Source organism: Paenibacillus sp. UNC499MF, assembly GCF_900107975.1.
GTDB lineage: Bacteria > Bacillota > Bacilli > Paenibacillales > NBRC-103111 > Paenibacillus_F.
Genome location: NZ_FNVF01000001.1, coordinates 1,073,752 through 1,097,497, shown reverse-complemented (window position 1 = coordinate 1,097,497; position 23,746 = coordinate 1,073,752). Strand labels below are relative to the sequence as shown.

Annotated in this window: 14 protein-coding genes; 2 read left to right on the top strand and 12 right to left on the bottom strand. The window is 58.7% G+C overall.

The genetic code is table 11. The annotated features are described in order from the left end of the window. Positions 1-55 precede the first annotated feature (55 nt). Entirely contained in the window at positions 56-1,072 is a 1,017-nt protein-coding gene (locus C4S74_RS04940) for an ABC transporter substrate-binding protein (protein WP_103994212.1), read from the top strand. A gap of 338 nt (positions 1,073-1,410) precedes the next feature. Here C4S74_RS04940 and C4S74_RS04935 read toward each other — a convergent pair whose 3' ends face one another. The 10 genes from C4S74_RS04935 to C4S74_RS04890 all read right to left on the bottom strand — a co-directional run bounded on the left by C4S74_RS04935 (position 1,411) and on the right by C4S74_RS04890 (position 19,884). After that, the gene (locus C4S74_RS04935) at positions 1,411-1,608 is read right to left on the bottom strand and encodes an MbtH family protein (protein ID WP_103994211.1); all 198 of its coding nucleotides are present in this window, start codon (positions 1,606-1,608) and stop codon (positions 1,411-1,413) included. Continuing rightward, positions 1,601-8,857 carry a non-ribosomal peptide synthetase gene (locus C4S74_RS04930; protein ID WP_103994210.1) on the bottom strand — a complete coding sequence of 2,419 codons (7,257 nt, stop codon included), beginning with the start codon at positions 8,855-8,857 and terminating at the stop codon, positions 1,601-1,603. The genes C4S74_RS04935 and C4S74_RS04930 overlap by 8 nt, the downstream gene beginning before the upstream one ends. Continuing rightward, entirely contained in the window at positions 8,857-9,936 is a 1,080-nt protein-coding gene (locus C4S74_RS04925; RefSeq protein ID WP_103994209.1) for an isochorismatase family protein, read from the bottom strand. The genes C4S74_RS04930 and C4S74_RS04925 overlap by 1 nt, the downstream gene beginning before the upstream one ends. 68 nt (positions 9,937-10,004) lie before the next feature. After that, the gene (locus C4S74_RS04920; RefSeq protein ID WP_103994208.1) at positions 10,005-11,705 is read right to left on the bottom strand and encodes a (2,3-dihydroxybenzoyl)adenylate synthase; all 1,701 of its coding nucleotides are present in this window, start codon (positions 11,703-11,705) and stop codon (positions 10,005-10,007) included. After that, positions 11,702-13,033 (bottom strand): isochorismate synthase DhbC, encoded by a 1,332-nt coding sequence (gene dhbC, locus C4S74_RS04915; protein WP_103994207.1) that lies wholly within the window; start codon positions 13,031-13,033, stop codon positions 11,702-11,704. The genes C4S74_RS04920 and dhbC overlap by 4 nt, the downstream gene beginning before the upstream one ends. A gap of 25 nt (positions 13,034-13,058) precedes the next feature. Next, complete coding sequence (locus C4S74_RS04910) at positions 13,059-13,868, bottom strand: 2,3-dihydro-2,3-dihydroxybenzoate dehydrogenase (protein WP_103994206.1); 810 nt, start codon at positions 13,866-13,868, stop codon at positions 13,059-13,061. A gap of 54 nt (positions 13,869-13,922) precedes the next feature. Further along, entirely contained in the window at positions 13,923-14,789 is an 867-nt protein-coding gene (locus C4S74_RS04905) for an alpha/beta hydrolase (protein WP_103994205.1), read from the bottom strand. Between the two features lie 194 nt (positions 14,790-14,983). After that, positions 14,984-15,985: an ABC transporter substrate-binding protein gene (locus C4S74_RS04900; protein WP_103994204.1), complete on the bottom strand. Its 1,002-nt coding sequence runs from the start codon at positions 15,983-15,985 to the stop codon at positions 14,984-14,986. 44 nt (positions 15,986-16,029) lie between these two features. After that, positions 16,030-17,256, bottom strand: a complete 1,227-nt coding sequence (locus C4S74_RS04895) for an AraC family transcriptional regulator (RefSeq protein ID WP_103994203.1) — start codon at positions 17,254-17,256, stop codon at positions 16,030-16,032. Between the two features lie 117 nt (positions 17,257-17,373). Beyond that, positions 17,374-19,884, bottom strand: a complete 2,511-nt coding sequence (locus C4S74_RS04890; RefSeq protein ID WP_103994202.1) for a WG repeat-containing protein — start codon at positions 19,882-19,884, stop codon at positions 17,374-17,376. A 336-nt stretch (positions 19,885-20,220) separates the two neighbouring features. Between C4S74_RS04890 and C4S74_RS04885 the strand changes: the two genes are divergently transcribed. After that, a complete protein-coding gene (locus C4S74_RS04885) occupies positions 20,221-21,204 on the top strand; it encodes a glycerophosphodiester phosphodiesterase family protein (protein ID WP_103994201.1) in 984 nt (327 codons plus the stop codon). A gap of 99 nt (positions 21,205-21,303) precedes the next feature. Here the strand turns inward: C4S74_RS04885 and dhaK are convergent, their stop codons facing one another. Together dhaK and C4S74_RS04875 are read right to left on the bottom strand one after the other, a co-directional pair. After that, positions 21,304-23,076 carry a dihydroxyacetone kinase subunit DhaK gene (gene dhaK, locus C4S74_RS04880; RefSeq protein ID WP_103994200.1) on the bottom strand — a complete coding sequence of 591 codons (1,773 nt, stop codon included), beginning with the start codon at positions 23,074-23,076 and terminating at the stop codon, positions 21,304-21,306. A 195-nt stretch (positions 23,077-23,271) separates the two neighbouring features. Continuing rightward, positions 23,272-23,739, bottom strand: coding sequence for a hypothetical protein (locus tag C4S74_RS04875; protein WP_103994199.1), 468 nt, complete (start codon positions 23,737-23,739; stop codon positions 23,272-23,274). Between the last annotated feature and the right edge of the window lie 7 nt (positions 23,740-23,746).

Below are 23,746 nucleotides of genomic sequence, written 5' to 3'. Positions count from 1 at the left end.
TTTCCGCTGTAAATTTAATGAGAATGATTATCATTTTTATTTAGGAGGACTTACCATGTTTTCTCAGCAGCCATTCTCTAAATATTTCTTGCAGGCATCATCTGCCCTGCTGCTCCTTACGGCCATTTTTCTTGCCGGGTGCGGCGTACGTCAGGACTCGGCTGCCCGCGATACCGCAGCGGAGAGCCCAGCCGCCGTACAAGCCCCGGATACGAAGGGGAACGGATCGGGTGCAAGGAAAGAAGAAAAATTCAAAACAATTTCCAGTGTTCAAGGAGATATTTCAATTCCCGTCCGACCGCAGCGGATCGTCGCCGAGGAATATCTGGGCAGCCTGATCGCCCTCAATGTCATACCCGTCGGGGCGCCGGGGTTAACCCTGAACAATTATTACTACAAAAAAGCATTGAACGGCGTTGCGGATACGGGAACTTACGGTAAACCTTCCGTAGAGCGTATTGCCGGACTCGAGCCTGATCTGATCATTACCGGAAACGCGGAAACTTACGAACAGCTGAGCAAAATCGCTCCTACCCTGGTCATTCCCTACGGCACCCTCAAAAATGCGCACGAGGAGCTGGAATACTTCGGTACCCTGCTCGGCAAAGAAACCGAAGCCAAAACGTGGCTGGCGGATTACGACCGGCGAATCGCCGGGGCCAAGGCTAAAGTCGATGCCGTCCTGCCATCGGACGTTTCATTTTCCATCATAGAGAGCTCCGAAAAGAGCATTTGGGTTTACGGTGATAACTTCGGACGCGGAGGTCAGCCGGTTTACCAGGCTCTGGGCCGGAAACCCCCTGCCGCAATTTCCGATCAGCTCTCCAAAAAGCAATGGGCCGAAATCTCGGCCGAGATGCTGGGACGCTATGCGGGAGATTACATCGTCTTGACCGCTAACAACAGAACCATCGAAGACTTCCGCGCCGATCCGGTCTGGAGTACACTGCCTGCCGTTAAAAACGGGAGAGTATACATTTGGCCGGAAGAACGTTCCTGGTACTACGACCCGCTTGCCGTCCTTTCCCAAACCGAAGAATTGGCCGAGTGGCTTGTCAAGACCGGCAAATAAAAGCTCATGTCCTATCTAATTCTCTCGATACGTATTCTCCCTTGATATGTTCGGTTTTCGGTCTTTATGACCTCCCCTTTCCGGCCGCTCTTGATCCAAGAGCGGTTTTTTACCTATATAAAACCGTAACGCGTTTATGCCGTACAAAAAGCAAAGCATTCCCGGTGCCGCAAGCAGTAATCTTATTCTTCTAAACAAGTGGAATAAAAAAAAGACGGTGTACAGGCAATAGTGCCCGGAACCGTCCCGCAATTTTAATTTCCTGTTTTTGAAAATCGGCCAACCGGATTGCCCGGGAGATCGGAAAACTCCGCTTCTCCCCCTATTTCTCCGCCACGCTAGCCGCGCAGACTGGCCGGTCTCATGTCGGTCCAACTGCTCTCGATATAATCCAGACATTCCTGGTGTGTGCCTTCCTCCAGAACGGCCGTCCAGCCGTCCGGCGTCCGGACGAAAGCGGGCCAAAGCGAGTACTGCCCTTCGCCGTTGACCAGAACCCGGAAAGTACCGCTCGGATCGTCAAACGGATTAGCCATAGAAACTCCCCTCCTCCTCTTTCGCTTTCACGGACGACAGCTTTCCGGCCAGCATGCGGCCGATGATCGACAGCGGTCCCGGCTGGCACAGATCCTTATGCCGGCATGCGATATCATGCCGCTCGATTGTTCCTCCCACATATGGAATCCACATATCGGGATCAATAGGATCAAACCAGTCCGGAATGATCGTCGAGTGGAAAAACATCAAATCGCCCTCGTATTTCTCCGGCACGTAGGCCGCCAAAATTTTGACCGAGTTCTCGTAGGTGACACGCAGCTGGCGGATCGTCTCGACGCTCAGCGAAGCGAGCGCGCTGTTGTCTCCGCGCAAAATCTCAATCGCGGTTTCCATCGTCAGAGGCCCGTCGCCGATGCTGTCGGGATCGTAGCCGCCGAGTGCGAGAAGCGCGGTCAGCGCCTCTTCCTCATCCGGCTCGCCCCGCAGCGGCAGGTAGTGGCTCGGATAGGCGTCCAGCATGGCCAGAAACTCGACCGACTGGCCTTCCTTCTGAAGCTGGACGGCCATGGCATGCGCCACGTTGCCTCCCAGCGACCATCCGAGCAGGCGGTACGGCCCCTCCGGCTGGACGGTGCGGATGCAGCGGATATAATCTTCCGTCATCTCCCCCAGCGTCTGCGGAAGCCGGTCCGGGCCGGCTATGCCTCTCGCCTGAAGCCCGTAGATCGGAACGTCGGGATTCAGGTGCTTCATCAGGCCGGCGTAGCACCAGCTGAGCCCTCCGGCCGGATGCACGCAGAACAGGGGAGCGCCGGAACCGTGGGACCGCAGTGGCAGCAGCATCTCCAGCGCCCCGTCGCCCGTGTCCTCCTCCAGCCTTGCGGCAAGTCCGGCAACGGTCGGCGTTTCGAACAGGATGCCGATACCGGGATCTTTGCCCCATACTTCCCGTATCCGGCTCATAAGACGGACGGCCAGCATCGAGTGCCCACCCAGTTCGAAAAATCCGTCGTCGATACCGACATCCTCCAGGCCGAGCGTTTCCGCGAATAGTCCGCAGAGCACTTCTTCCTGCGGCGTCCGGGGACTGCGGCTTCCGGATACGGAAGCATAGACGGGGGCCGGAAGCGCTTTGCGGTCCAGTTTGCCGTTAACCGTTAACGGCAGACTGTCCAGCACGACGATGCCGGAAGGGACCATATGATCCGGCAGCGCCGCGGAGGCGTGAAGACGGATCATGCCCGTGTCCGGCGCTTCGCCGGCTTGCGCGGGAACGATATAAGCCGCCAGCCTTTTGTCGCCCGGCTGGTCCTCCCGCAGAACGACGGCCGCCTGGGCAACCGCCGGATGCTTCTCCAGCACGGCTTCGATTTCGCCGGGCTCGATCCGGAATCCGCGCAGCTTCACCTGCTGGTCGGCCCGGCCCAGGTACTCCAGGGAGCCGTCGGCAAATCTCTTGGCCAGATCCCCTGTCCGGTACATCCGGCTTCCCGGCGGACCGAACGGATCGGCGACAAAACGCTGGGCAGACAGCTCAGGCCTGTTCCAGTAGCCTCTTGCGAGCCCGGCGCCGGACACGTACATTTCCCCGCTGACGCCGAACGGCATCGGTTCCAGGTTATCGTCCAGCACGTAGACGTCCAAATCCGGAATCGGGACGCCGATCACACTGCCGGACCCTGCCGCCGCGCTCCGGCGGTCTAACGGGTGGTAGCTCACATGTACCGTCGTTTCCGTAATGCCGTACATATTAACGAGTTTGGGGGAATCGTCCGGATGGCGGCTGTACCATTCCTCCAGCTTTCCGGGATCGAGCGCTTCCCCGCCGAATATGACATGCTTGAGCGAAAGATCCGAAGCTCTCTCTGACTGCTCCCGGTCCGCCTGAATCAGCTGATAGAAGGCCGAAGGCGTCTGATTGAGCACCGTTACGCCCTGCTCTTCCAGCAGATTCAAGAATTCGGAAGGCGCCCGGCTTACGGAGAACGGCACGACCACAAGCTTTCCTCCGTACAAAAGTGCGCCCCACAGCTCCCATACCGAGAAGTCGAAAGCATACGAGTGGAAAAGCGTCCAAGTGTCCGTCTCGTCGAAACCGTACCATGCCTCTGTCGATTCCATCAGCCGGATCACGTTCTCGTGAGGAATCACTACCCCTTTGGGGCGGCCTGTCGAGCCCGACGTATAGATGAGATACGCGGGATGAAGAGGATGGAGTTTCCCTTCCCGCAGTACGGGCTCGGGATCGGAACCCGGCAGCTTCCGCAGACGCTCCTCGCACGCAAAATCGCCCAGCACCACGACTTTAAGACGGTCGCTTTCCGGTACACTTGCGGCGGCGTCCGCCGACGTAACGAGAATCGACGGTCCCGCATCCTCCAGCATGTAAGCCAGCCTGTCGGCCGGATAATCCGGGTCGAGCGGCAGATAAGCCGCGCCCGTTTTCAGAACGCCCAGCACGGCTGCCGGGAGGTCCGCCGATCTCGGCAAAGCCAGGGCGACGAACTGCTCGGGTCCGGCTCCTTCCTCCATCAGGAGGCGGGCGATCCGGTTGGCCCGCTCATTGAGCTGCCGGTAGCTCAGCGTCTGCGCGCCGTACACGACAGCCGGAGCATCCGGACGCAGTGCGGCCTGCCCTTCGAACCGCTCCGCAAGAGTACGACCGGCGGAAGAGGGTTTGCCGTCTGCGGCGGATCGCTTCGCAGCCGGGGATTCCGGTTTCGCCGTGAGCGCCAGTCTCTCTTCCTCCAGAAGCACGCTTATGCGTCCCACGGGCACATCGGGCTGCGCCGCAGCCTGTTCCAGCAGCTTCAGGAAACGCCGCGTAAGTGCCGCTGCCGTCTCCGGCAGGTATAAATCCGCGCTGTATTCCAGCAGGCCTTCAATACCGCACGGTTCTCCGTCAGGCCGGCGGTTTTCCGTAAGCTCGAAGGTAAGATCAAACTTAGAGGAACCCGTCCCACGCAGCTCCAGCTTGGAGGCGATTCCCGGCAGTTCCAGTTTCGCTGCCGGTGTGTTTTGCAGCACAAGCATGATCTGAAACAGAGGATGCCGCGAGCGGGAACGGGCCGGGCTCAGCGCTTCGACCAGTCGCTCGAACGGCAGCTCCTGGTTCTCGTAGGCACCCAGATCCGTCTGCCGGACACGAGCCAGCAGCTCGCGGAACGTAGGCTGTCCGGAAAGATCCGCCCGGAGCACAAGCGTGTTGATAAACATGCCCACGAGCGCCCCCGTGGCCTCATCCGGCCGGCCTGCGGCGGGACTTCCGACCGGAATATCCTCGCCGCCGCCCAGCCGGGACAGCAGCGCCGCCAGCGCCGCGTGCATCACCATGAACAGACTGGCTTTCCCTTCGGCCGCCAGTTCAAGCAGCTGCGCATGCAGCTCTTCGCCGATCCGGAACGGAATCACGCCTCCGGCTTGCCCGGACACGGACGGACGAGCATGATCGGCCGGCAGCGGCAGTTCTTCGGGCAGACCCCGCAGCGCCTCTTTCCAGTACGCCAGCTGGCTTCCCATCAGGCTATCCGGCTCGGCCTCTTCCTCCAGCAGCTTTTCCTGCCACAGCGTAAAATCGCCGTAACGGACCGGAGTATCGCCGAGTGACGGTTCACTTCCCGCGATCCGCGCCGAGTAAGCGGCGGAAAGATCCGACGCGATGACCGAGAGCGACCAGCCATCGGCCGCGATATGATGCACGACCAGCAGCAGGACGTATTCCCCTTCTTCCCGTTCGAAAAGGACCGCTTTCAGCGGCAGTTCGGAAGACAGCTCGAATCCGTGGCGAACCTCCCGGTCGAGCGCTTCCTGCCAGCGGGCTCCGTCCAGGCCGTGTGCCGGAACTTCTTGAAACACGAACTTGCCGGCCGCATCTTCACGCTCCATGATGCGAATCTGAGGCATGCCGTCCGGCGTTTCCGGAAATACGGTGCGCAGCGGCTCGTGACGTCCCAGCACGTCGATAAGAGCCTTCTTAAGCGCCTTACGGTCCAGCTTCCCGGAAAGTGAGCATACCAGCGGGATGTTGTAAGTTGAGCTCGGTCCCTCCAGGCGATACAGAAACCACAATCGTCTTTGCGCTCTCGACAGAGGGACGGGTACTTCCCTGGGGGCCGGAACGACCGGCGGGACAACCATACCTTTCCTGCCGAGCAGCTGCGCGAGTTCTCGCACCGTCGGCGCTTCGAATATGCCGGACAACCGCACATCCACTCCCGTCGTCTCGCGGATGCGCAGAACCGCGCGTCCGGCCAGCAGCGAATGCCCTCCGAGACGGAAGAAGTCTTCGTCGATGCCGACCGAGGACATCCCGAGCACCTCCGCAAATACCCCGCATAGAAGTTCCTCGTGAGGCGTCCGTGCGGCAGCCGTTGTTCCGGTGCCGGATATTTGCGGTGCGGGCAGTGCCTTGCGGTCCACTTTTTTGTTCGGCGTCAGCGGCAGGCTGTCCAGGGTAACCCAGACAAGCGGAACCATATATTCGGGCAGCTCCTGTTGAAGCTGTTTTTTCAATCGGGCGTAATCCGGTTCATGAAGCTCCTCGGGCACGACATAAGCGGTGAGCTTCCGCTCCCCGGGCCTGTCTTCCCTGACCACGACTACCGCTTGCGCAATGCCGGGCTGTCCCGCGATCCGAGACTCGATTTCGCCAAGCTCGATCCGGAAGCCGCGCAATTTCACCTGATGATCCGCCCGCCCAAGATAATCGACGCTGCCGTCGGGAAGCCAGCGGGCCAGATCTCCCGTGCGGTACATGCGTGAACCCGGCTCACCCCATGGATCGGCTACGAAACGTTCCGCCGTTTGAACGGGCTTGTTCAGATAACCGCGGGCGACCCCGGCTCCGGCGATGTACAGCTCTCCTTCCGCCCCGGGCGGGACGGGCTGGAGACCGGCATCCAAAATATACGTCCGGGTATTGGCGATCGGCGGGCCGATCGGAGGCTTGACCGCCGAACCGGCAGAGAGTGCGGCCGCGGTAGAATAGATAGCCGTTTCCGTCGGGCCGTATTGGTTATGCACTTCACAGCCGAGCTCCTGCAGAGCCAGCTGCAAACTCAGGGGCAGTGCTTCCCCTCCCGCAATAACACGCAGGCCGTCGAGCCGTCCCGGTCTTGCCGTTACGAGCGATTGCCACAAAGTCGGCGTCGCCTGCATGATAGAAGCGCCTGTCGACCGGATTCTGCGGGCCAAAGCCCCCGGTTCGAGAATCAGCTCCCGGGAGGCGATATCCAGGCAGGCGCCTCCGGTCAGCGGCAGCAAGATTTCCATCACGGAAATATCGAACGCGATGGTCGTCACCGACAAGAAGCTGTCTCCTTCCTGCAGACGGAACTTCTCCTGCATGGCGTGAAGCAGATTGGCGAGGCCGCCGTAGGTGACGGGCACGCCTTTCGGCCTGCCGGTGGAGCCGGAGGTATAGATCACGTAGGCGGGATTGAGCGGGGACGGCCGCAGGGGGAGACATTCGGCATCCGCAGGAAAACCGCTGCCGGTTCCCGGCGGGGAGCCGGCGAGGACCGAGGCGTCATTGCGCTCAAGCTGATCGAGCAGCAGCGGAGGCACGCTTCCCGTATCCGGCAGCGAGCGTATCGACGCGGAATCCGTCAGGAGGCAGGCCGGGTTCGCGTCGTCCAGCATATAGGCGATGCGTTCCGCCGGATAATCGGGATCGACCGGCATATAGGCCGCGCCCAGCCGGAGAACCGCCAGGATGGAAACGACGGCCGACTCGCTCCGCGGAAGCGCAATCGCGACGATCGACTCCGGCCCGATTCCGAGGCGCCTCAGCTCTGCGGCAAGTACGGCCGCCCGGCGGTCCAGCTCCGCGTACGTCAGCGTTTGCCCGCCGCACAGAACGGCAGGCGCATGAGGCGCAAGCTCCGCACGCCGGCGGATCAGCTCCGCGGGTGAATCTGCCGGTACGCCGCAAGCGGTATCGATCCAGCGGTTCAGGAGCAGGTCCTTCTCCGCAGGCAGCAGCATGTCCAGCAGACCGGCGGGTGTGTCCGGGCCGGCGGAAGCCGCGAATTCCAGGAAGCTGAGAAAACGGCGCCTGTGGCCCGAAAGCTCCTGCTCGCTGTAGATGCCGGGATTCGCATCGAAGTCGATCTGCAGCCCGTCACCGCCGGAGGCTTCATAAATATGCAGCGACAGATCATCGGCAGGACCCGCGTATAGCGAGTGCCGCACTGTTCCGCCCGAAGCGAAGGACGGAGTTTCGACGAACGGAATGATATTAATCATCGGTCCGTAAAGCCTGCGCCGTTCACCCAGCAGCCCCAGGTCTCTCACCAGATCATGCTGCCGGTAGCGCTGATGCCTGCGGAGTTGACGCAGTTCCGCGGCAACCTGCTGCTTTAAATCTCCCCAGCTCATTTCCGGCTTGACGGTCAGGCACAGCGGCAGAACGTTCATGACCATACCGGGTACATTCAGAGCCGAGCTGCCCAGCCGGTTCATCAAAGGAAGGCCGAGACGGACAGCATCCGAGCCCGTTATCCGGTGCATGTAAGCGGCGGCGGCCGCAAGGACCGCTTCCGCCCAGCTGAATCCGTCCTCCGCGGCGGATTCAATCAGCTTGCGGCTTACCGCGGCCGCAAGCCGTCCCGACTGCCGGAGGGGGCTGCCGTCCGGACGGTTTCCTCCTCTGCCCATAACGGTGGAGTCGGGAGCTTCAGCGAGCTTGTCCAGCCAAAACGCCCGGTCCCGCCCGAGCTGCTCGGACGCCCGGTAAGCTTCCTCTTCCCGCAGCACCAGCCCGGGTGAACCGAAATTTACGGGAGGCACGGGTACGCCGCCGGCGAGTGCGGTATAGACCTGGGCCGCTCTTCGGTGCAGAAGCGCATACCCGTAAGCGTCGATCAGAATATGATGGATGCGCTGATACCAGCACCAGCGGTCGGAACCCAGCCTGATCAGCGCCTGGGTAAACAAGGGGCCTTCCGTAAGTTCCACGGGCTTCTGCAAATCGTGGCGCATCCAGGCTTCCGCTTCGGCAAGGGGATTCTCCATCCGGCTGACGTCCATCTTCAATAAAGTCCAGTCCGTCTCGGACCCAAGTTCCTGCCAAGGTTCTTCCCCGTCCTGGCCGAAGCGGGCGTGCAGCCATTTCGCTTCCCGCACCGTCAGGCGTATCGCTTTCTCCAGAAATTCTTCGTTCATGTCACCGCGGATTTCAAGCCATTCGGCTGTGTTGTAAACGGAACGGTTTACGTCCATATGATGCGCGTACCAGATTCCTTGCTGAGCGCCGGAAAGCGGCAGCCGGAGGGCGCTCCCTATCATCAGCGCTCCCCCCTTGCGGCCGCGTCGTAGTAATCCCGGTTCGGGACGGAAGCTGCGGTTCTGGAGGCCAGCAGCCTGCTCCAGGCAAGCAGCGTCGGTTCTTCGGCAAGCTCCGCGAACGTAACTTCGGCCCCCAGGCTTCTCCAGCGTTCAGCAAGTGTCATTATGCGGATGGAATCGAGTCCCCAATATTCCGGAAGATTATCTTCGTCGCCGATCGCATCCGGCCGCTCCCGCAAAAGCCCGGCAACCTGCTGCCGCAGAGCCGATAAGGCAAAAGCGTAAGGATCCGGAGCGCTTATCGCTTCCGTGCCGTCCTTCGGGCCATCGTCGGCGGCCGCTGCGGTTTCGGCGATACCGGCCGCTTCTCCGTTTAGGCTTCGTGTTCCGGTTGAAGCCGCATCCCCTCCGGCTTTGCCGGAGTTTGCATCGCCGGAAGTTTCTTTTGCCCACTGGTTCAGCAATTGTTCCGTCGTCAGCGTAACCGCACAGCGCTCGGCTGCGTACTGCAGCGCCAGATCGTGTTTTTCCCGGGAAAAATCCGCAAGGGCATCACTGACCATAAACGCCTCGATATCTCTCATAAAAGCCTCGCAGGCCGTCATCAGGCAGCCGATGTGGGCATAAATTCCGACGATGATCAGCTGATCCCGTCCCATCGCCTTCATCTGTTCCGCCAGATCCGTTTTCTGAAATGCGCTGTAGCGCCATTTGGTCAGCCGGATATCGTTCTCACCGGGCTCCAGTTCCGCAATGATTTGCTGTTCCCGCGGATCGGGTCCGATGCCGGAACCCCAGAAATCTTGAAGCAGCCTGCGCTGATCGGGTGTCTGCGCGCCGGGCTGGGCCGAGTAAATAACCGGTACACCCAGTTCTCTGCAGCGCTCCGCGAGCAGACCGATATGCTCCGTCAGTTCCGACGCGGGCGATTGGCCCGGCTCGAAGCAGGCCATAAAATACTGCTGCATATCATGGATCAGGAAAGCCGCCCGGGACGGGTCCGGTGTCCAGGAAACCCGGTTAACCGGCAGCTCCTCCGCCGCAGGCATGGGATATGATTTTACAGAAGGTATTGCCATTATAATCCTCTCCTTGTCAGGCTCTATAAAGTAAGCGGGGCTGTCGTCCGATAACCCGCTGTGCGAATCTAGCTTTTAACTCCGTTTTCGTGTTCAAGCAGAGCCGCGATACGCTGGCGCAGTTCTTTTTTGCTTACCTTGCCGACTCCCGTCTGGGGAAACGAATCGATAAATTCGAACCGGTCGGGAATTTTGTAAGCGGCCAGGCCGCGGCTCCGCAGGAAGGAACGCAGCTCGTCGCTCCCCGTATGAGGTTCTCTGGATAAAATAAACGCGCAGGAACGCTCGCCCAGAAATTCGTCGGGCATCGCCACGATGGCGGCGTCCCGGACGGCGGGATGGGCCAGCAGGTGGTTTTCCACCTCTTCCGTGCCTACTTTGTCGCCTCCGCGGTTGATCTGATCCTTGGCTCTGCCTTCCACGACCAGGTACCCCTCGGGTGTCAGGCGGGCCAGATCACCCGTCCGGTAAAAGCCGTCCGGCGTAAAGCTCCGCGCATTATGCTCGGGGGCCTTATAATAGCCGCGGATCGTATAAGGCCCGCGGGTCAGCAGATGGCCGACCGTCCCGCGCTCTGCCGGACGATCCTCGTCATCGAGAATCAGCACTTCGTCCAGCGGCGACATGGGCCGTCCCTGTGTGGCGGTAATGATGCTCTCCGGATCATCCAGCCGGGTATAATTGACGAGACCTTCGGCCATGCCGAAAACTTGCTGGAGCGTGCAGCCAAGCTCGGGTTTAACGCGTTTCGCCGCTTCCTCGCCGAATTTGGCTCCGCCCACTTGAAGGACCTGAAGCGGATGAAGGTTTTCTCCCCTTGTACGGGCGGCTTCCAGCCAAAGAAGCGCGAGCGGGGGAACAACTGCCGCTATGGTGCATTTTTCCCGCCTGATCAGCGGAAACACTTCGTCCGGGCTGCCTGACCGTGCCAGGACGACCGTGCCTCCGGCATAAAGGGTGCCGAGCGCCCCGGGAGAGCTCAGCGGGAAGTTATGAGCGACAGGCAAAGCGGCCAGATACACACTGGCGCCGTCCAGTCCGCATACTTCCGCGCTGCGGCGAAGACTGTATATATAATCGTCGTGCGTACGCGGGATGAGCTTGGGAAGCCCCGTGCTGCCGCCCGATAATTGAAGAAAAGCGGTGTCCCCGGGAGAAGGCCCGGCATCCGGCTGCACTTCCGAATCTGCCGCCTTGTCTTCCGAAGCGTTTAAGGACAAGGGATGCAGCTTATCCGGAAAAGCCGGAATTTCGTTAACATACAGATCCTCCAGGCTCAGATGATCGCCCGGATTTCCGGCTATGAGAGCATGACGAAGGCACGGAACTTCGGCTTTCACTTCGGAAGCGAGCGTACGATAATCGAAACCGCCATATTTGTCGATGGTGATATATGCCGAGGCTTCCGAATAGGAAGCGATATGGACAATCTCGCTCCGGCGGTGAAGCGGCAGCGCAAAAACGGGAAGTGCGCCCAGCCGGAACAGCGCAAAAATCACGTCGAAGAAAACCGGCACGTTCGGAAGCTGAACGACGACCCTATCGCCTTTGCGTATTCCGAGTCCTTTCAATCCGGCGGCCAGCCGGTCGGCTTTCAGATCCAGTTCGGCGTAGCTTACACGCTCCTCACCGCCGACAATCGCGGTCCGGCCGCCGTGAGCCGCGGCGCGTTCGCGGAGCATCCCGCCGAACGTTTCACCGCGCCAGCATCCCGCTTCGCGGTATTTCCGGACGAACTCGTCCGGCCAGTACGGATAATCTTCGCTCATACGCTTTTTCCTCCCCCGCCGCCGTTGCTTGCCGTTTCCGGGTTCATTCCCATCGCGAGAAGCAGGGTTTTGAGCTTCGAGGAGGTTTCGGCCAGTTCGGCAGCCGGGTCCGAGCCTTCGACAATGCCTGCGCCCGCATACAAAGTCACGGCATCTTCCCCGATTTCCGCGCAGCGGATCGTCACCGCCCACTCCCCGTCACCCGCCGCATCGCACCAGCCGACCATTCCGGTAAAATACCTCCGGTCGAACGATTCGAGCTCGCGGATGGCGGTTCTTGCGGGACCCGTCGGGGTGCCGCACACCGCCGGCGTCGGGTGCATGGCGACGGCCAGCTCAAGGGAGCTTGCCGCCGGTTCCAGCACCTCTCCGGTCACCTTCGTGGACAAATGCCACATCGTCTTAGTCCCGATGACCGAAGGCTCGGCCGGCACGTCGAGTTTCCGGCAGTAAGGCCGGAGCGCGGAGGCTACCGCCTCGACCACAACCGCGTGCTCGTGGCGGTCTTTCGCCGACTGCAGGAGCGCGTCTGCACGCCGCTTGTCCTCGGCGGGATCACTGCTGCGTGCCGCCGAACCGGCCAGGGGGTTGGCCGTGACCAGCCGGCCCGAACGCGCGACAAGCAGCTCCGGACTGGCGCCGATTAGAGTGCGGGAGGCGGAAGCCGCCGCTGTGGTTCCGCTCTGTCCGGCGCTTTGTCCGCTGCCCGCAGCCAAATGCTGCTGCTCCCGCAGAGGAACGGCAAACGTGTAGCCCCGTGTGTTCCCGGCCGCAAGACGGCGGAGCAGACGCTCCGTTTGAACGGGCGGGCAATTTTCCAGCCGCAGCGAACGCGACAGAACGACTTTGCGCAGTTTGCCCGACCGGAGCTGTTCCAGTCCTTTGCGCACCGCAGCCTCGTAATCGGATTCCGTCGGGAACGAAACGATCTTGAAGGCACCGCCGTCCGTCTCCCCGTCAAAAACAGAACGGTCCGTATCACCCGCAAGATCGGCTAGAGCCTCCTCCGCTTCCGCCAAGGGACCCGCCCACCGGGTTTGCCGCGGTACGAACAGCTCCGGTCTGACTCCGCTGTTCACAGTGAAAGGAATCGCGCCGACGATCAGGGCTTCTGCGGCATTTCCCGCGCGTACACCCGCCAGCAGGTCGGCGACCCGGCGTGGCAGCCGTTCCAGCTCTTCCCCTTTCCCGTCAACGGAAAGTTTCACAAGTTCCCCTTCCGCAAGCAGCGTACGGCGGGGCGATCCGAAATAAAACGCCGTGCCTTCGCGGTACCTATCGAGCAGGTCGGCCGGGGATAACACTTTTTCCTCTTGTCCCAGCATCATCTTTTTTTCCACTCCTTTTTATCTGTCAGCGGCCGAGCGTGGCTCCGCCGTCGATTCGAATATCGTGAAGCGTGATATGACCCGCCTGATCCGACGAGAGAAAAGCCGCCGCCCAGGCGATATCCAGCGGAGTCGCCAGCTTGCCGAGCGGAATGCCCAGCTTGTACAGCTCCGGCGATCCCGAAATGGTCTTGAATTCCCCGTCGTCGTCCTTCCACATCCCCCGCTGCATCGGTGTGTCCGTGGACCCCGGGGAAACGATGTTGCAGCGGATGCCGTCCGCGGCATGCTCCAGACCGAGGCATTTCAGCATCATGGCCGCGGCGGCCTTGGAAGCGGCATAAGCGCTCATGCCGTGACGGGGCACGGTTCCGGCATTGGAGCCGATCAGCACGATCGATCCCCGCCGCCGCTCCGACATCCGTCTGATAACGGAACGGCACACATAGAAAGCACCTGTCGTGTTCACGGCAAAAGTCCGCTCCCATTCCTCATCGTCCAGGGAAACGCCGGCCCCGTGCTGCAGCACTCCTGCCGCATGGACGAGAATATCGACGGGGCCCTGCTCCCGCTCGATGCGGGCGATGACTTCTTCCACGCTACGGCTGTCCGACACGTCGGCCGTATAGGCTGCGGCGGCAGCGCCCGAGTTTGCCAGAGCTCCGGCTGTTTGCTCCACCATATCCCCTTGGAGGTCAACGGCGGCAATTATGGCGTCCAGTCCCGCAAGAACGGCTGCCGCCGCTTCACCGATGCCTTGCGCGGCTCCGGTCACAACGGCGACTTTGCCCGAGATTCCCGTGTATGGCGCGCCTGCAAACGGGCTTTCTTTCATCCTTCAATTCGCTCCTTTCCAATGCTGAATAGTCAAGCTCTCCTGCCGCTCTCGTTACGGACGGGAAGCAAATCTCAGGCCCCGGCTGATCAACCCGGGCAGGACGGAGACATGCCCTTCCTCTTCGAACGAATGCCATTGCGCGGTTAAGCCGCGGCTCTCCATCTTCGACAGCCGGGAGGCCATCTCTCTGGCCATCCCGTAATTGCCCGATGGATGGGCATTTTCCAGTTCGCCCATCGCGATCAGGGCCCGGACACCCGCACGGCCGTGCAGGGATCCCGCGTCAAGCGCGGACGTAAACAGCCTCTCCCGCTCCTCCAGCCATTCGCGGTTCCAGTGGATGGAGGGACTTCCGGCGATATAGGTACGGAAATAATCCGGTCTTGTAAAAAGCGCATGCAGCACGAACAGTCCTCCGAGCGAATGTCCCATGATCGTCTGATTCAGACGGTCGACGGGATATTCCCTCTCAATGGCCGGTTTCAGCTCTTCCTGAATAAAATCAAGGAAGGCTGCCGCGCCTCCCTGCTCCGGAAGCACGGTTCCGTCCGGCTTGCGCGTATATTTGGCGGTCTTTTCCGGTGTGTAATCGTAATAGCGCTGCGGGTGAAACGGTTCGTCCGTCGGATACCCGATGCCGACGACAAGCGCAGCCTTCACACCGGTCACCTCGGGGCGGCGGCATTGAACGCGCACAGCCTCCACGGCGGTGGCAAAAACCGAATTGCCGTCCAGAACATAGAAGACGGGATAACCCGCCGACGGAGGCGGTCCGGGCGGAAGTGCCGTCATAATCCGGTAGGAAAGATTCGTTTTGGACGAACGCATCACATGCTGTCCGGTGTTCGGAATCTCCACGCCGCCATACATTGTCTCTCCCTGAAAAGCTCTGCGGGGTGTTCCCACACGTGAAACCATTCCTTATGGCCTCCTATTAAATGAATTTAAAGAAATTTTAGTGATATTGATAATCATTTTCATTTAAATTATATAGGCTCCTGTCTCCCCGGCACATGGAAGATATCCGGAATTTATTTGGTTAAAATCCATTTTTAGCGAAATAAGCGTACAAAAAAACCGTACCCGGCTGTACCCGGATACGGTTCTTTCCCTTATTTTACGATCAGCTTGACCACATCGTCGATCATCATTTCATCCGCAATCATTCCGCTTCCCAGCCAATATTCGCTGTTTACTTCGTAAGCGTGTCCGGCCTGGACGGCGGGGATCTTTTTCCAGAAAGGGCTATCGGTTATTTCTTTCATCCGTTCCGTCCCCTGGCCGTACTGGTTCATCATGAAGATGTAATCCACATCCAGATCCGGCAGCACTTCAAGCGAGATGGCCGCGGAGTTTTTGCCGTCCACCAGCTTGGACATGCCTAACCCGAGCTTATCGTGGACGACGGCACCGGCCAGATATTTGCCGCCCATCAGGCTCACGCCTCTGCTCGCGAAACGGATAACGGCGGCTTTTTTGCCCGGGGCGGCCTGCTGCAGCTTTGCTTTCGCCTCCTGCACCTTCTTGTCGTAGGCCTGCAAAGCTTGCTTCGCTTCATCGGTCTTGCCCAGCAGCTCTCCCAGCTTGACCAGCGAAGAAGCCGTGTCGCTCGAAGCGTTTTTGAATACATACGTCGGAGCGATTTTGGAATATTTCTCATACACTCCGTTAGATGCGTACGATTCGGTTTGCAAAATAATCAGATCGGGCTGAAGCTCGATCACGACTTCCGGAGAAGGGGGTCCGCCCGAGAAGTCAAGCTTGGGCACCTGACTCAGCTTGTCCTTCAAGTAGCTGTTGCCTTGTCCGGCCGCCGACCATTGGGCGATCGGAGTCACTCCCAGCTTTGTCAGCGAGTCCTCCAGGTAAGGAGCAAAAACCCGTTTCGGCGAAGCCGGTATTTTCACGGTATGGCCCTGCTCGTCCGTTAGCGTCTTTTCGTGCCCGCCTGTCGTACCGGCCGGTGTCGCCGAAGCGCCTGCCTTCGCCTTTTCGCCGTCCGCCGTCCCGGCGTTCGGATTGGCTCCGCAAGCACTCAGCATCAGAGCGGCGCATACAACGGCGAGCACCTTCACCGTAAACATTTTATTCATGATACCAGATTGATTCCGCATAAAAAGACCCTGCCCCCTATGATAATGATTCTCATTCACAGGAATTATAAGTCAGCCGGGGGGCTTCCGCCATGCACATGATCCAGAAAGGCGTTTGGACATTTTCCCGTAAACAGCAGCATCGCTTCATCCAGCATCCGCGCGACGGCGACCGGAGAGTATTCCAGCCACGGATCGGCGGAGATGGGATAAATGCTTCCCGAACGGACCGCTCCGATCGTTTTCCACTCGGGCGAATGCTGAAGAGCCAGCCAGTAGGCTCTGGACTCCGATTCCGGACAAACCAGAACGAGAATCCGGCCGGGATCAAGCGCTTTGATCTCTTCGGGGGTGATCGGGGCGGAATGGGTGCCCGCTGCGACCTGGCGCAGGTTCAAATCCTTGAAAAGCACATCCTCCATCCCCCGGTTTCTGTAGGAATACAGCCCTTTGCCGTAAAGGCGCACGATCAGAATCCCGTCGTCCCCAAGCGCCGCTTCTGACTGAATGCGGGCCTCTTCCGCAAGTTTGTCATACCCGAGGATCCACTGTTCCGCCTCGTCGGTACGGTTCAGAAAAGCCGCGATCTCGCGCAAATACTCCCGCCAGCCAAGCTCGCGCGAAGTCGGGACAAAAAGAGCCGGAGCGATGTTGCGGATCGCATCCTGCTGACCGGCGCTCAATCCGTCCCCGGCCACGACGGCGTCCGGCCTCAAACGGGCCAGCTGATCCGCGTTTTCCTCGAAGGTGCCCGTTATGTAAGGGGCCGTCAGCTTCAGCGCGTATCGGATTTTTTTCCGGTACGAGTAGTAATAGTGAGCCGTCCATTTGGGATCGAGCGGAGCCGCCAGCGGCGTAAGACCGAGCGCGATCAGATACCCCGTCATGTCGGGGGACCACGCCGCAATGCGGTGCTTCGAGCTGCGCGCGAACTCCGTCGGAGACATGCCCACCTCCTTTTTAAACTTCCGGCTGAAGTAGTATTCGTCTTTATAGCCCACACGCTGGGCGATTTCCCTTAGAAGCGGCGGTTCCGGCTCGGACAAATAGCGTTTGGCCCGGTTTATCCTCAGATCGGTCAAATAGTCCATGGCGCTCTGGCCGAACGTTTTTTTGAACAAGTCGACAAAATATTTCGGGCTGACATGAACGCGTTCGGCAAGCTGCCGGACGGTCAGCGGCTCATGGTAATGCGTATCCATATATACCCGGATGTCAGTCAGGTATGGCCTTGTGGCCGCTGCGCGCTCTCCGCGGCCCTCGATGCGTGCCGCTGATTTGCTCGGCTTCATCTGCATTCCCCCTCATCTGGGATTAATAATCCTAAGTGCCGGATTCCGGTTCTTCTCTCTATTTTAATTTAAGTGATAATGATTATCAATGATAACAAAAAAGAAAAACGCTCCGCCTCAGGCATGGAACGCTTTCCAAAACTCACCTTCCTTGTCGATAATGGCGCCGATCCCGGAAAAAGGTACGGTAAAGACCGGAAAACCCGCCGCATATGGGCCGATGTCATACGGTAAGAAGTACAGATGAAGAGCCTGTTCGGTCACATAAAACGGCTGATTCGGTTTAATGCCCGTATAACTGTCCGGGAACACGTACGAATATTGCGGATCTTCTTTAATCTGCCTGCCGACGATGCCGCTAAGGATTTGGACGTAATCGCTTCCTGGTTTAAACAAATCTTTAAGCGCGTACATGCGGCCGTTCTCCAGGTTAAGGATCGCATACGTTTTGGACGGCATACCATGGGCGGCGCCAAACGGGAAGTGATACCCGTTCAACTCAAGCTCCAGTAATTTTTCCTTATAAAAAGCGACATCAAAATCGCCGGAATACGAATAATCGAGCTTCACGTCCGCCGGAACGGGTATTACCCGGCTCAATTCCTTCAATTTGGCGTTGACCTTACCCTGTGCGGTCTTATCTTTCATGCCTTCGACCTGCGGGTAGTAGACAAGATAATCCCGGTTCGGCTTGTATTTCAATTCTTTTACGGCATAGGGAGGTCTTAAGGGAATGACGGTGTTCTGCCGCCAGACGACCTTCCCGAACCGGTTCAGATAAGCCGTCCTCCGATCGGTATAAGCCCTGATCAGCCCACCCGGTTCCAGCGTCAGCGAGCCGCTTCCTTCCACACGCGGGTAGCCCGGCGCGGGTTTGCCGCTGCGGTTGATGAAATAAGTCTGCCCGGCTCCGGACACAGAAGCCAGACCTTCCTTGAAATCGGAAACCTCGTCGTAAACAAAATCTGACAGCAGTGCCCCGTCCCAGTCCACGATCGCGTAAACCGAACCGAGGAAAGGCTGTTCGGGGTCTACCGCTCTGCCCAGCGCGAACCGCTTCTCCCCCAAATCGCGAATATCGTTGTAAGCCGGCTTGATCACGTATCTGCCCGCCTTGTCGATGACGCCGTATGTCCACTTGTAATCTTCCGCCGTATTGACAATGGCCCGGCCGTCATGAAAAGGCAGACCCATCGTAAAAGACGGCGGAATCGCCACTTTTCCCCGCTCGTCGATATAGCCGTACTTACCGCCGGAACTTTGCTGAAAAGCAAGCAGATCATCCCCGTGCGGACCGACGTATGCGTAAGGGTAGGACGCCAGCTTGCGGCTGTCCGGAGCGATAAGCGCATAGTCGTTGTCCCGGATTTTGACGACGGCTTTGCCGTCATCAAAATCGTTCGCTTCCTCGTACCGGGCAGGAATCACCTCTCTGCCCCCCGCATCGAGGTAGCCGTATCTGCTGCTTCCGGGATCGCCGCTTCCACCGCCGCCGGTGACATAGAAAACGGCTCTCCCGTCCTCCATATTGGCGATGAACGGATAAGCACGGCCGGTAAGCACCTGTCCCTTCTCGTCGATGAGCCTGAAACCTTCTTTGTCGATGACGACCGCCCGGTGCCCGGAAAACGGGTTGATCGACTCGTAAACGGGCGGCACGACAAAGCGCGCATTCCCGTCGATCAGACCGTATTTCCCGTTCTGCCCGACGACCGCGAGGCCGTTCTCCTGGAAATCGGCGGCTTCTTCGTAAACCGGCGGGATCGCCAGGTTTCCGTCCGGGCCGATGTAGCCCAATCTCCCTCCGGACGCCGTTTTCAACGGAGCGGGATACAAGGCCGGTATCCGAGGCGCGTTTGATCCGCCCAGTGTTTTCAAAATATTCCACTGGAGCTCCAGCAGTTTTTCGCGCGAGGGATAGGGCGTTTCGAATGACAGCGCCTTACGAACCGCCGGCAGCGCCGCCTCCGGCATTCCGGCCCGGTACCGGGCGTCGGCCAGATAATACCAGTAAAACTTATAGTCCGGATGCCGGCGCGTCATCGTCTCGTAGTACCGGACTACACGCGGAAAATAATACGGGTACACATCCGGCGCCGGTACAAATGCTCCCTTGCTCCACCTCAGCACCTCCACACTGTAGGCTTCTCCCGTGTCATGAATCCACAGCGCCGCCTCGGCTTGCCCGTCACGCCCCGCAGCACCGGGCATATCCTCCACTTCGATATAACTGTAGCTCATGTCCGCGGGAGCGGCATCTTTCAATCCCCCGGCCGTCCATTCGTAAACCGACGGCTTCGACCAGATGGACCCGATCTGCCAGCCGACGATAAGGTTGTTGTTGTAACCCGCCCTTAGTACGGGAGCGGACGACAGCAGCGTTACCCTGTAGCCGGCTCCTTTCGCGGCTGCCGCTTTTTGCCAAACGCCTTCCCGGTACGTCAAAACAAGCAGATACAGTTCATCGTCCAAACGATAAACCGCCGCAATTTCCGGTATGCCGTCCCCTGTCAAGTCAGCCGAGAGAATCGCGGTGTGCGGGGCGGGTTTCTCTATCGTCACCAGCTGCGCCCCATGCGGCAAAAACGTCGAAACCAGCGAAGTCAACTGCGTCCCGTTAGCCGGCATAGCCGATCCTCCTTTTTCCCGTTTCTCCGCTAATCGTATGCGCTGTTCCCGTATATATGCGTTTCCGTCAGCGAAATTCATCCCATTCATCCAAGTGAGGTCCTGAAACGGGGACGGCACCCTATCCGGTTACCTCCGAGCTGTACGGCCCTTGCGGATACGGCTGCATTCGATGTACAATCGCTTCAAGTATTCAACGGCCTGTTTCCGGCCGCCGGTCCCGCGTTGACCCTCTATCGGGAAGTGATTACAGCCCGAACCGCGTAAGCTGCGGAGGGAGCCTTGGAGCCGGCCGGAACACGGTAAGGCCGATCTCGACAAACAAGAGGACTTTCCATGAACAAAATCAAACGCATTCTGCGAAGTAAATTTTTTATTTTTGCCGCCGTTCTTCTCGTCTTCCTTTACGTCAATAACAGCTCTCTTTTTGTCAAAAGGGATGCCGGCGCCCCTTATCTTCTCGCCCACCGGGGTCTGGGCCAAACCTTTTCCATGGAAAATATCGCTAACGATACGTGTACCGCCGAACGGATTTACCCGCCCGAGCATCCTTATCTGGAAAATACGATTCCGTCCATGGAAGCGGCTTTTGGGGCCGGTGCGGACAGCGTGGAACTGGATATCAAACCGACCAAAGACGGGCAGTTTGCCGTCTTCCACGACTGGACACTGGATTGCCGGACTCCGGCCGCCGGTAAAACCGCTGATTACACGATGGCGCAGCTGAAAGAACTGGATATCGGCTACGGATACACCCCCGATAACGGGCAGACGTATCCTTTTCGCGGGAAAGGAATCGGGCTTATGCCCTCCTTGAAGGAAGTGCTCGACCATTTCCCGGACCGCTCCTTTCTGATTCATATCAAAAGCAGCGACGCCGCCGAAGGAAACCAGCTTGCCGCATTTCTGTCGGAACGGCCGGAGGAACAGGCAGGCAGGCTCACCGTTTACGGAGGAGACCAGCCGATCGATGCGCTCAAGGCGGAGCTGCCCGGAATCCGGGTGATGTCGAAAGCCACGCTGAAAAGCTGCCTCATTCCTTACATCGCCGCAGGCTGGACAGGCTATATGCCTTCCGCTTGCGAGCGGACCCAGCTGCATGTTCCGGAGAAAATCGGGCCGTGGTTATGGGGCTGGCCGGACAAATTCCTCCAGCGGATGGACAAGGCAGGCACCCGTGTAATTGTAGTCGGAGGCGACGGCAGCGATTTTTCCAGCGGATTCGATTCTCCCGAAGACATCCGACGCCTGCCTGCCGCTTATAACGGCGGAATCTGGACGAACCGTATTGACCGGATCGCTCCCCTGTACGGAAAATAGGATGCAGCCCCATGGCGAACAGCTGCGCCGCATCGGCAAAAGAACCGGCCTCTTTGCAGAGGCCGGTTCTTTAACGTTTCGTAAGGACAAATGGTGTCCTTACTTGGGATATTTAAGCGCTTTGGCGAGTTCCGTGAAAATAACTCCCAGCGCATGCGCTCCCGCATCGGGATAGCCGATGCTCCGCTCGCCGACGGTTCCCGCTCTGCCCATCCGGGCGACGATGTTTTCCGTCTCCTTCGCTCCCCGGACCGCGGCTTCGGCGGCGGCCGCTCCGGCGGACTTCAAGTCCGCGCCTGCGGCGGCGCTCGCTTCCCAGGAGTCGGCGTAAGGAACGAGCGCATCAATCAGCGTCTTGTCACCGACTACCGCTCCCCTGCCGAACGATCGCTCGCCCGTGTCCTGAATGCCCCGGACCGCAGCCTGCAGCATTCCGGCGATATCGGCCGCATCCAGGCCGTCTTTGCCGCTGACGCTTCTGCCTGCCGCCCGGAAAGCGGACCCCCAGATCGGACCCGAAGCGCCGCCGCAGTGCTCCATTATAATCAGGGAGCAGGCATCCAGGAACGACCCGATGTCCGCAGCCGAAGCGGTTATTTCGTCCCATTCCGTTTTCAGCCGCTTGAACCCTTTCGCAACGCTCATACCGAAATCGCCGTCTCCCGCATGCGCATCCAGTTCGCAGAACGGCACTTCGTTCTCGATAACGATTTCGCTCATCGTATCCACCAGATAGATCATATTGTCCAAGGACAGCCTGCCGTTATGAACAACGGCGCTTTCTTCCGGGGTCACAACGCGGAAGGAAACGGTCTTATCACCGCGGGTCTCCGCCGCAGGTACGACTTCCGAGTAGCTGGCGGGCTCAACGTGTTCACGGACGGTGAGAGCCGGTGTATCGCATTCCGCGCGAAGCCATTCTTTCAGCTCGTCGTCCAGCTTCATCAGGGTGAGGGAAGCGCCTTCCATATCGATGCTGGTCATGTAATTGCCGACAAGCGTTTTGTAAACGGCGACGTTCCGCAAGGCCAGCTCCCTTTGAACGGAATGGTTCAGCAGATACAATTCCTGCAGCGGGGTGCCGCCGAAACCGTTGACCAGCACGGCCACTTCCGGCGCATGACCGCTATCTTCGGGCAGGCTTCGCAATAGCTCGGCAACCATTCGGCCGGCCAGTTCATCGGCCGTAAGCAGAGGCTCGCGCCGGATGCCGGGTTCGCCGTGGATGCCCACCCCGTACTCCATTTCATTCTCTTTTATCGAGAAAGTCGGGGTACCTTTGGCGGGAACCGTGCATGACGACAGGGCGAATCCGATGCTTTTCGTACGGTTCACGGCCTTCTGTGCCGCCTGCTTTACCTCCTCCAGGGTCAGCCCTGCTTCCGCAGCCGCGCCCGCTATTTTATGTACAAGAACCGTCCCGGCAACGCCTCTTCTCCCGACAGTGTACAAGCTGTCCTCTACGGCAATATCGTCGTCCACTTTCACGTAATCGACTTGTATGCCGTCTTCGCCCGCGAGATGAGCCGCGTTCCTGAAGTTCATGATATCGCCGCTGTAATTTTTAATAAGGAGAAGCGTTCCCTTCCGGCCGGCGGTTGAACGAATCGCCTGGTACACCTGAATCTGGGACGGAGAAGCGAAAACATCGCCGCAGACCGCGGCATCAAGCATCCCTTTGCCCACAAATCCGGCATGCGCCGGTTCGTGCCCGCTCCCCCCGCCGCTGATCAGCGTCACTTTACCGGGCGAGATCGTCTTTTTGCGGATAATCGTATGTTTACGGTCAAATTCGAGACCCGGATGAGCGAGCACGAAGCCGCTGCACATCTCTTTAACAAGGTTCTCCGGCGTGTTCATAATTTTTTTCATTATTAGGCTCCTCTCGAACATGTTAGAAGGCTTTGGCCGGCCTGTTTCCGCAGGTTGTAACGAAAACTTGCCCTTCCCACTCGCTGGGGGAAAACGTCACAATCCCGGTTCCATACTGTCACTGTTTCACGAGTTCGTGGCCAGCGTATCCAGTGTTACATATGTTTCCGCTTGCGTTCAAGGGTAAGCCGAAACTTAAAATAATTTTATGTCTTGTTCCTTTGACTGGATAAAATATATACCTCCGTCATCGGATGTATTATAGCCGACATGGAATAGATCAGGATCAATTAAATCGTTAAACGCAGCCGGTATCTTACATTTCCAATCTATCGTATCAAACTTATGAGGGAAATTGTCACGGTTCGGATTTGATGTATGAATATATACGGCATCTAAACCCGCGTCTTCTTCATGAAGGCATATCCAGCTTTGAGAAGGTTTTTCGATTCGTTCCAATCTTTTTAATAAACTTTTGTACAACGCGATATGAGCTTTGATATGCTCTCTTCTGAGCTTTACGCTATTTTCTCCAATCCCGCAAAAATCAAGGTGAAAATGCCAGAAATCAAACCAGGATTCGTTATCTGGCTGTAAATAAAAGGCGTTAACCTGCTTCCATAATTGACGGAAGTATCTTCTCTTTCCTCGGAACTTCTTCATCGTTGAT

Excerpts from the sequence above, each read along its gene's own strand:
- C4S74_RS04930 (WP_103994210.1), bottom strand. The coding sequence starts at position 8,857 with ATGATAGGGAGCGCCCTCCGGCTGCCGCTTTCCGGCGCTCAGCAAGGA.
- C4S74_RS04900 (WP_103994204.1), bottom strand. The coding sequence starts at position 15,985 with ATGCGGAATCAATCTGGTATCATGAATAAAATGTTTACGGTGAAGGTG.
- C4S74_RS04925 (WP_103994209.1), bottom strand. The coding sequence starts at position 9,936 with ATGGCAATACCTTCTGTAAAATCATATCCCATGCCTGCGGCGGAGGAG.
- C4S74_RS04885 (WP_103994201.1), top strand. The coding sequence starts at position 20,221 with ATGAACAAAATCAAACGCATTCTGCGAAGTAAATTTTTTATTTTTGCC.
- C4S74_RS04895 (WP_103994203.1), bottom strand. The coding sequence starts at position 17,256 with ATGAAGCCGAGCAAATCAGCGGCACGCATCGAGGGCCGCGGAGAGCGC.
- C4S74_RS04910 (WP_103994206.1), bottom strand. The coding sequence starts at position 13,868 with ATGAAAGAAAGCCCGTTTGCAGGCGCGCCATACACGGGAATCTCGGGC.
- C4S74_RS04940 (WP_103994212.1), top strand. The coding sequence starts at position 56 with ATGTTTTCTCAGCAGCCATTCTCTAAATATTTCTTGCAGGCATCATCT.
- dhaK (WP_103994200.1), bottom strand. The coding sequence starts at position 23,076 with ATGAAAAAAATTATGAACACGCCGGAGAACCTTGTTAAAGAGATGTGC.
- C4S74_RS04875 (WP_103994199.1), bottom strand. The coding sequence starts at position 23,739 with ATGAAGAAGTTCCGAGGAAAGAGAAGATACTTCCGTCAATTATGGAAG.
- C4S74_RS04935 (WP_103994211.1), bottom strand. The coding sequence starts at position 1,608 with ATGGCTAATCCGTTTGACGATCCGAGCGGTACTTTCCGGGTTCTGGTC.
- dhbC (WP_103994207.1), bottom strand. The coding sequence starts at position 13,033 with ATGATGCTGGGACAAGAGGAAAAAGTGTTATCCCCGGCCGACCTGCTC.
- C4S74_RS04890 (WP_103994202.1), bottom strand. The coding sequence starts at position 19,884 with ATGCCGGCTAACGGGACGCAGTTGACTTCGCTGGTTTCGACGTTTTTG.
- C4S74_RS04920 (WP_103994208.1), bottom strand. The coding sequence starts at position 11,705 with ATGAGCGAAGATTATCCGTACTGGCCGGACGAGTTCGTCCGGAAATAC.
- C4S74_RS04905 (WP_103994205.1), bottom strand. The coding sequence starts at position 14,789 with ATGGTTTCACGTGTGGGAACACCCCGCAGAGCTTTTCAGGGAGAGACA.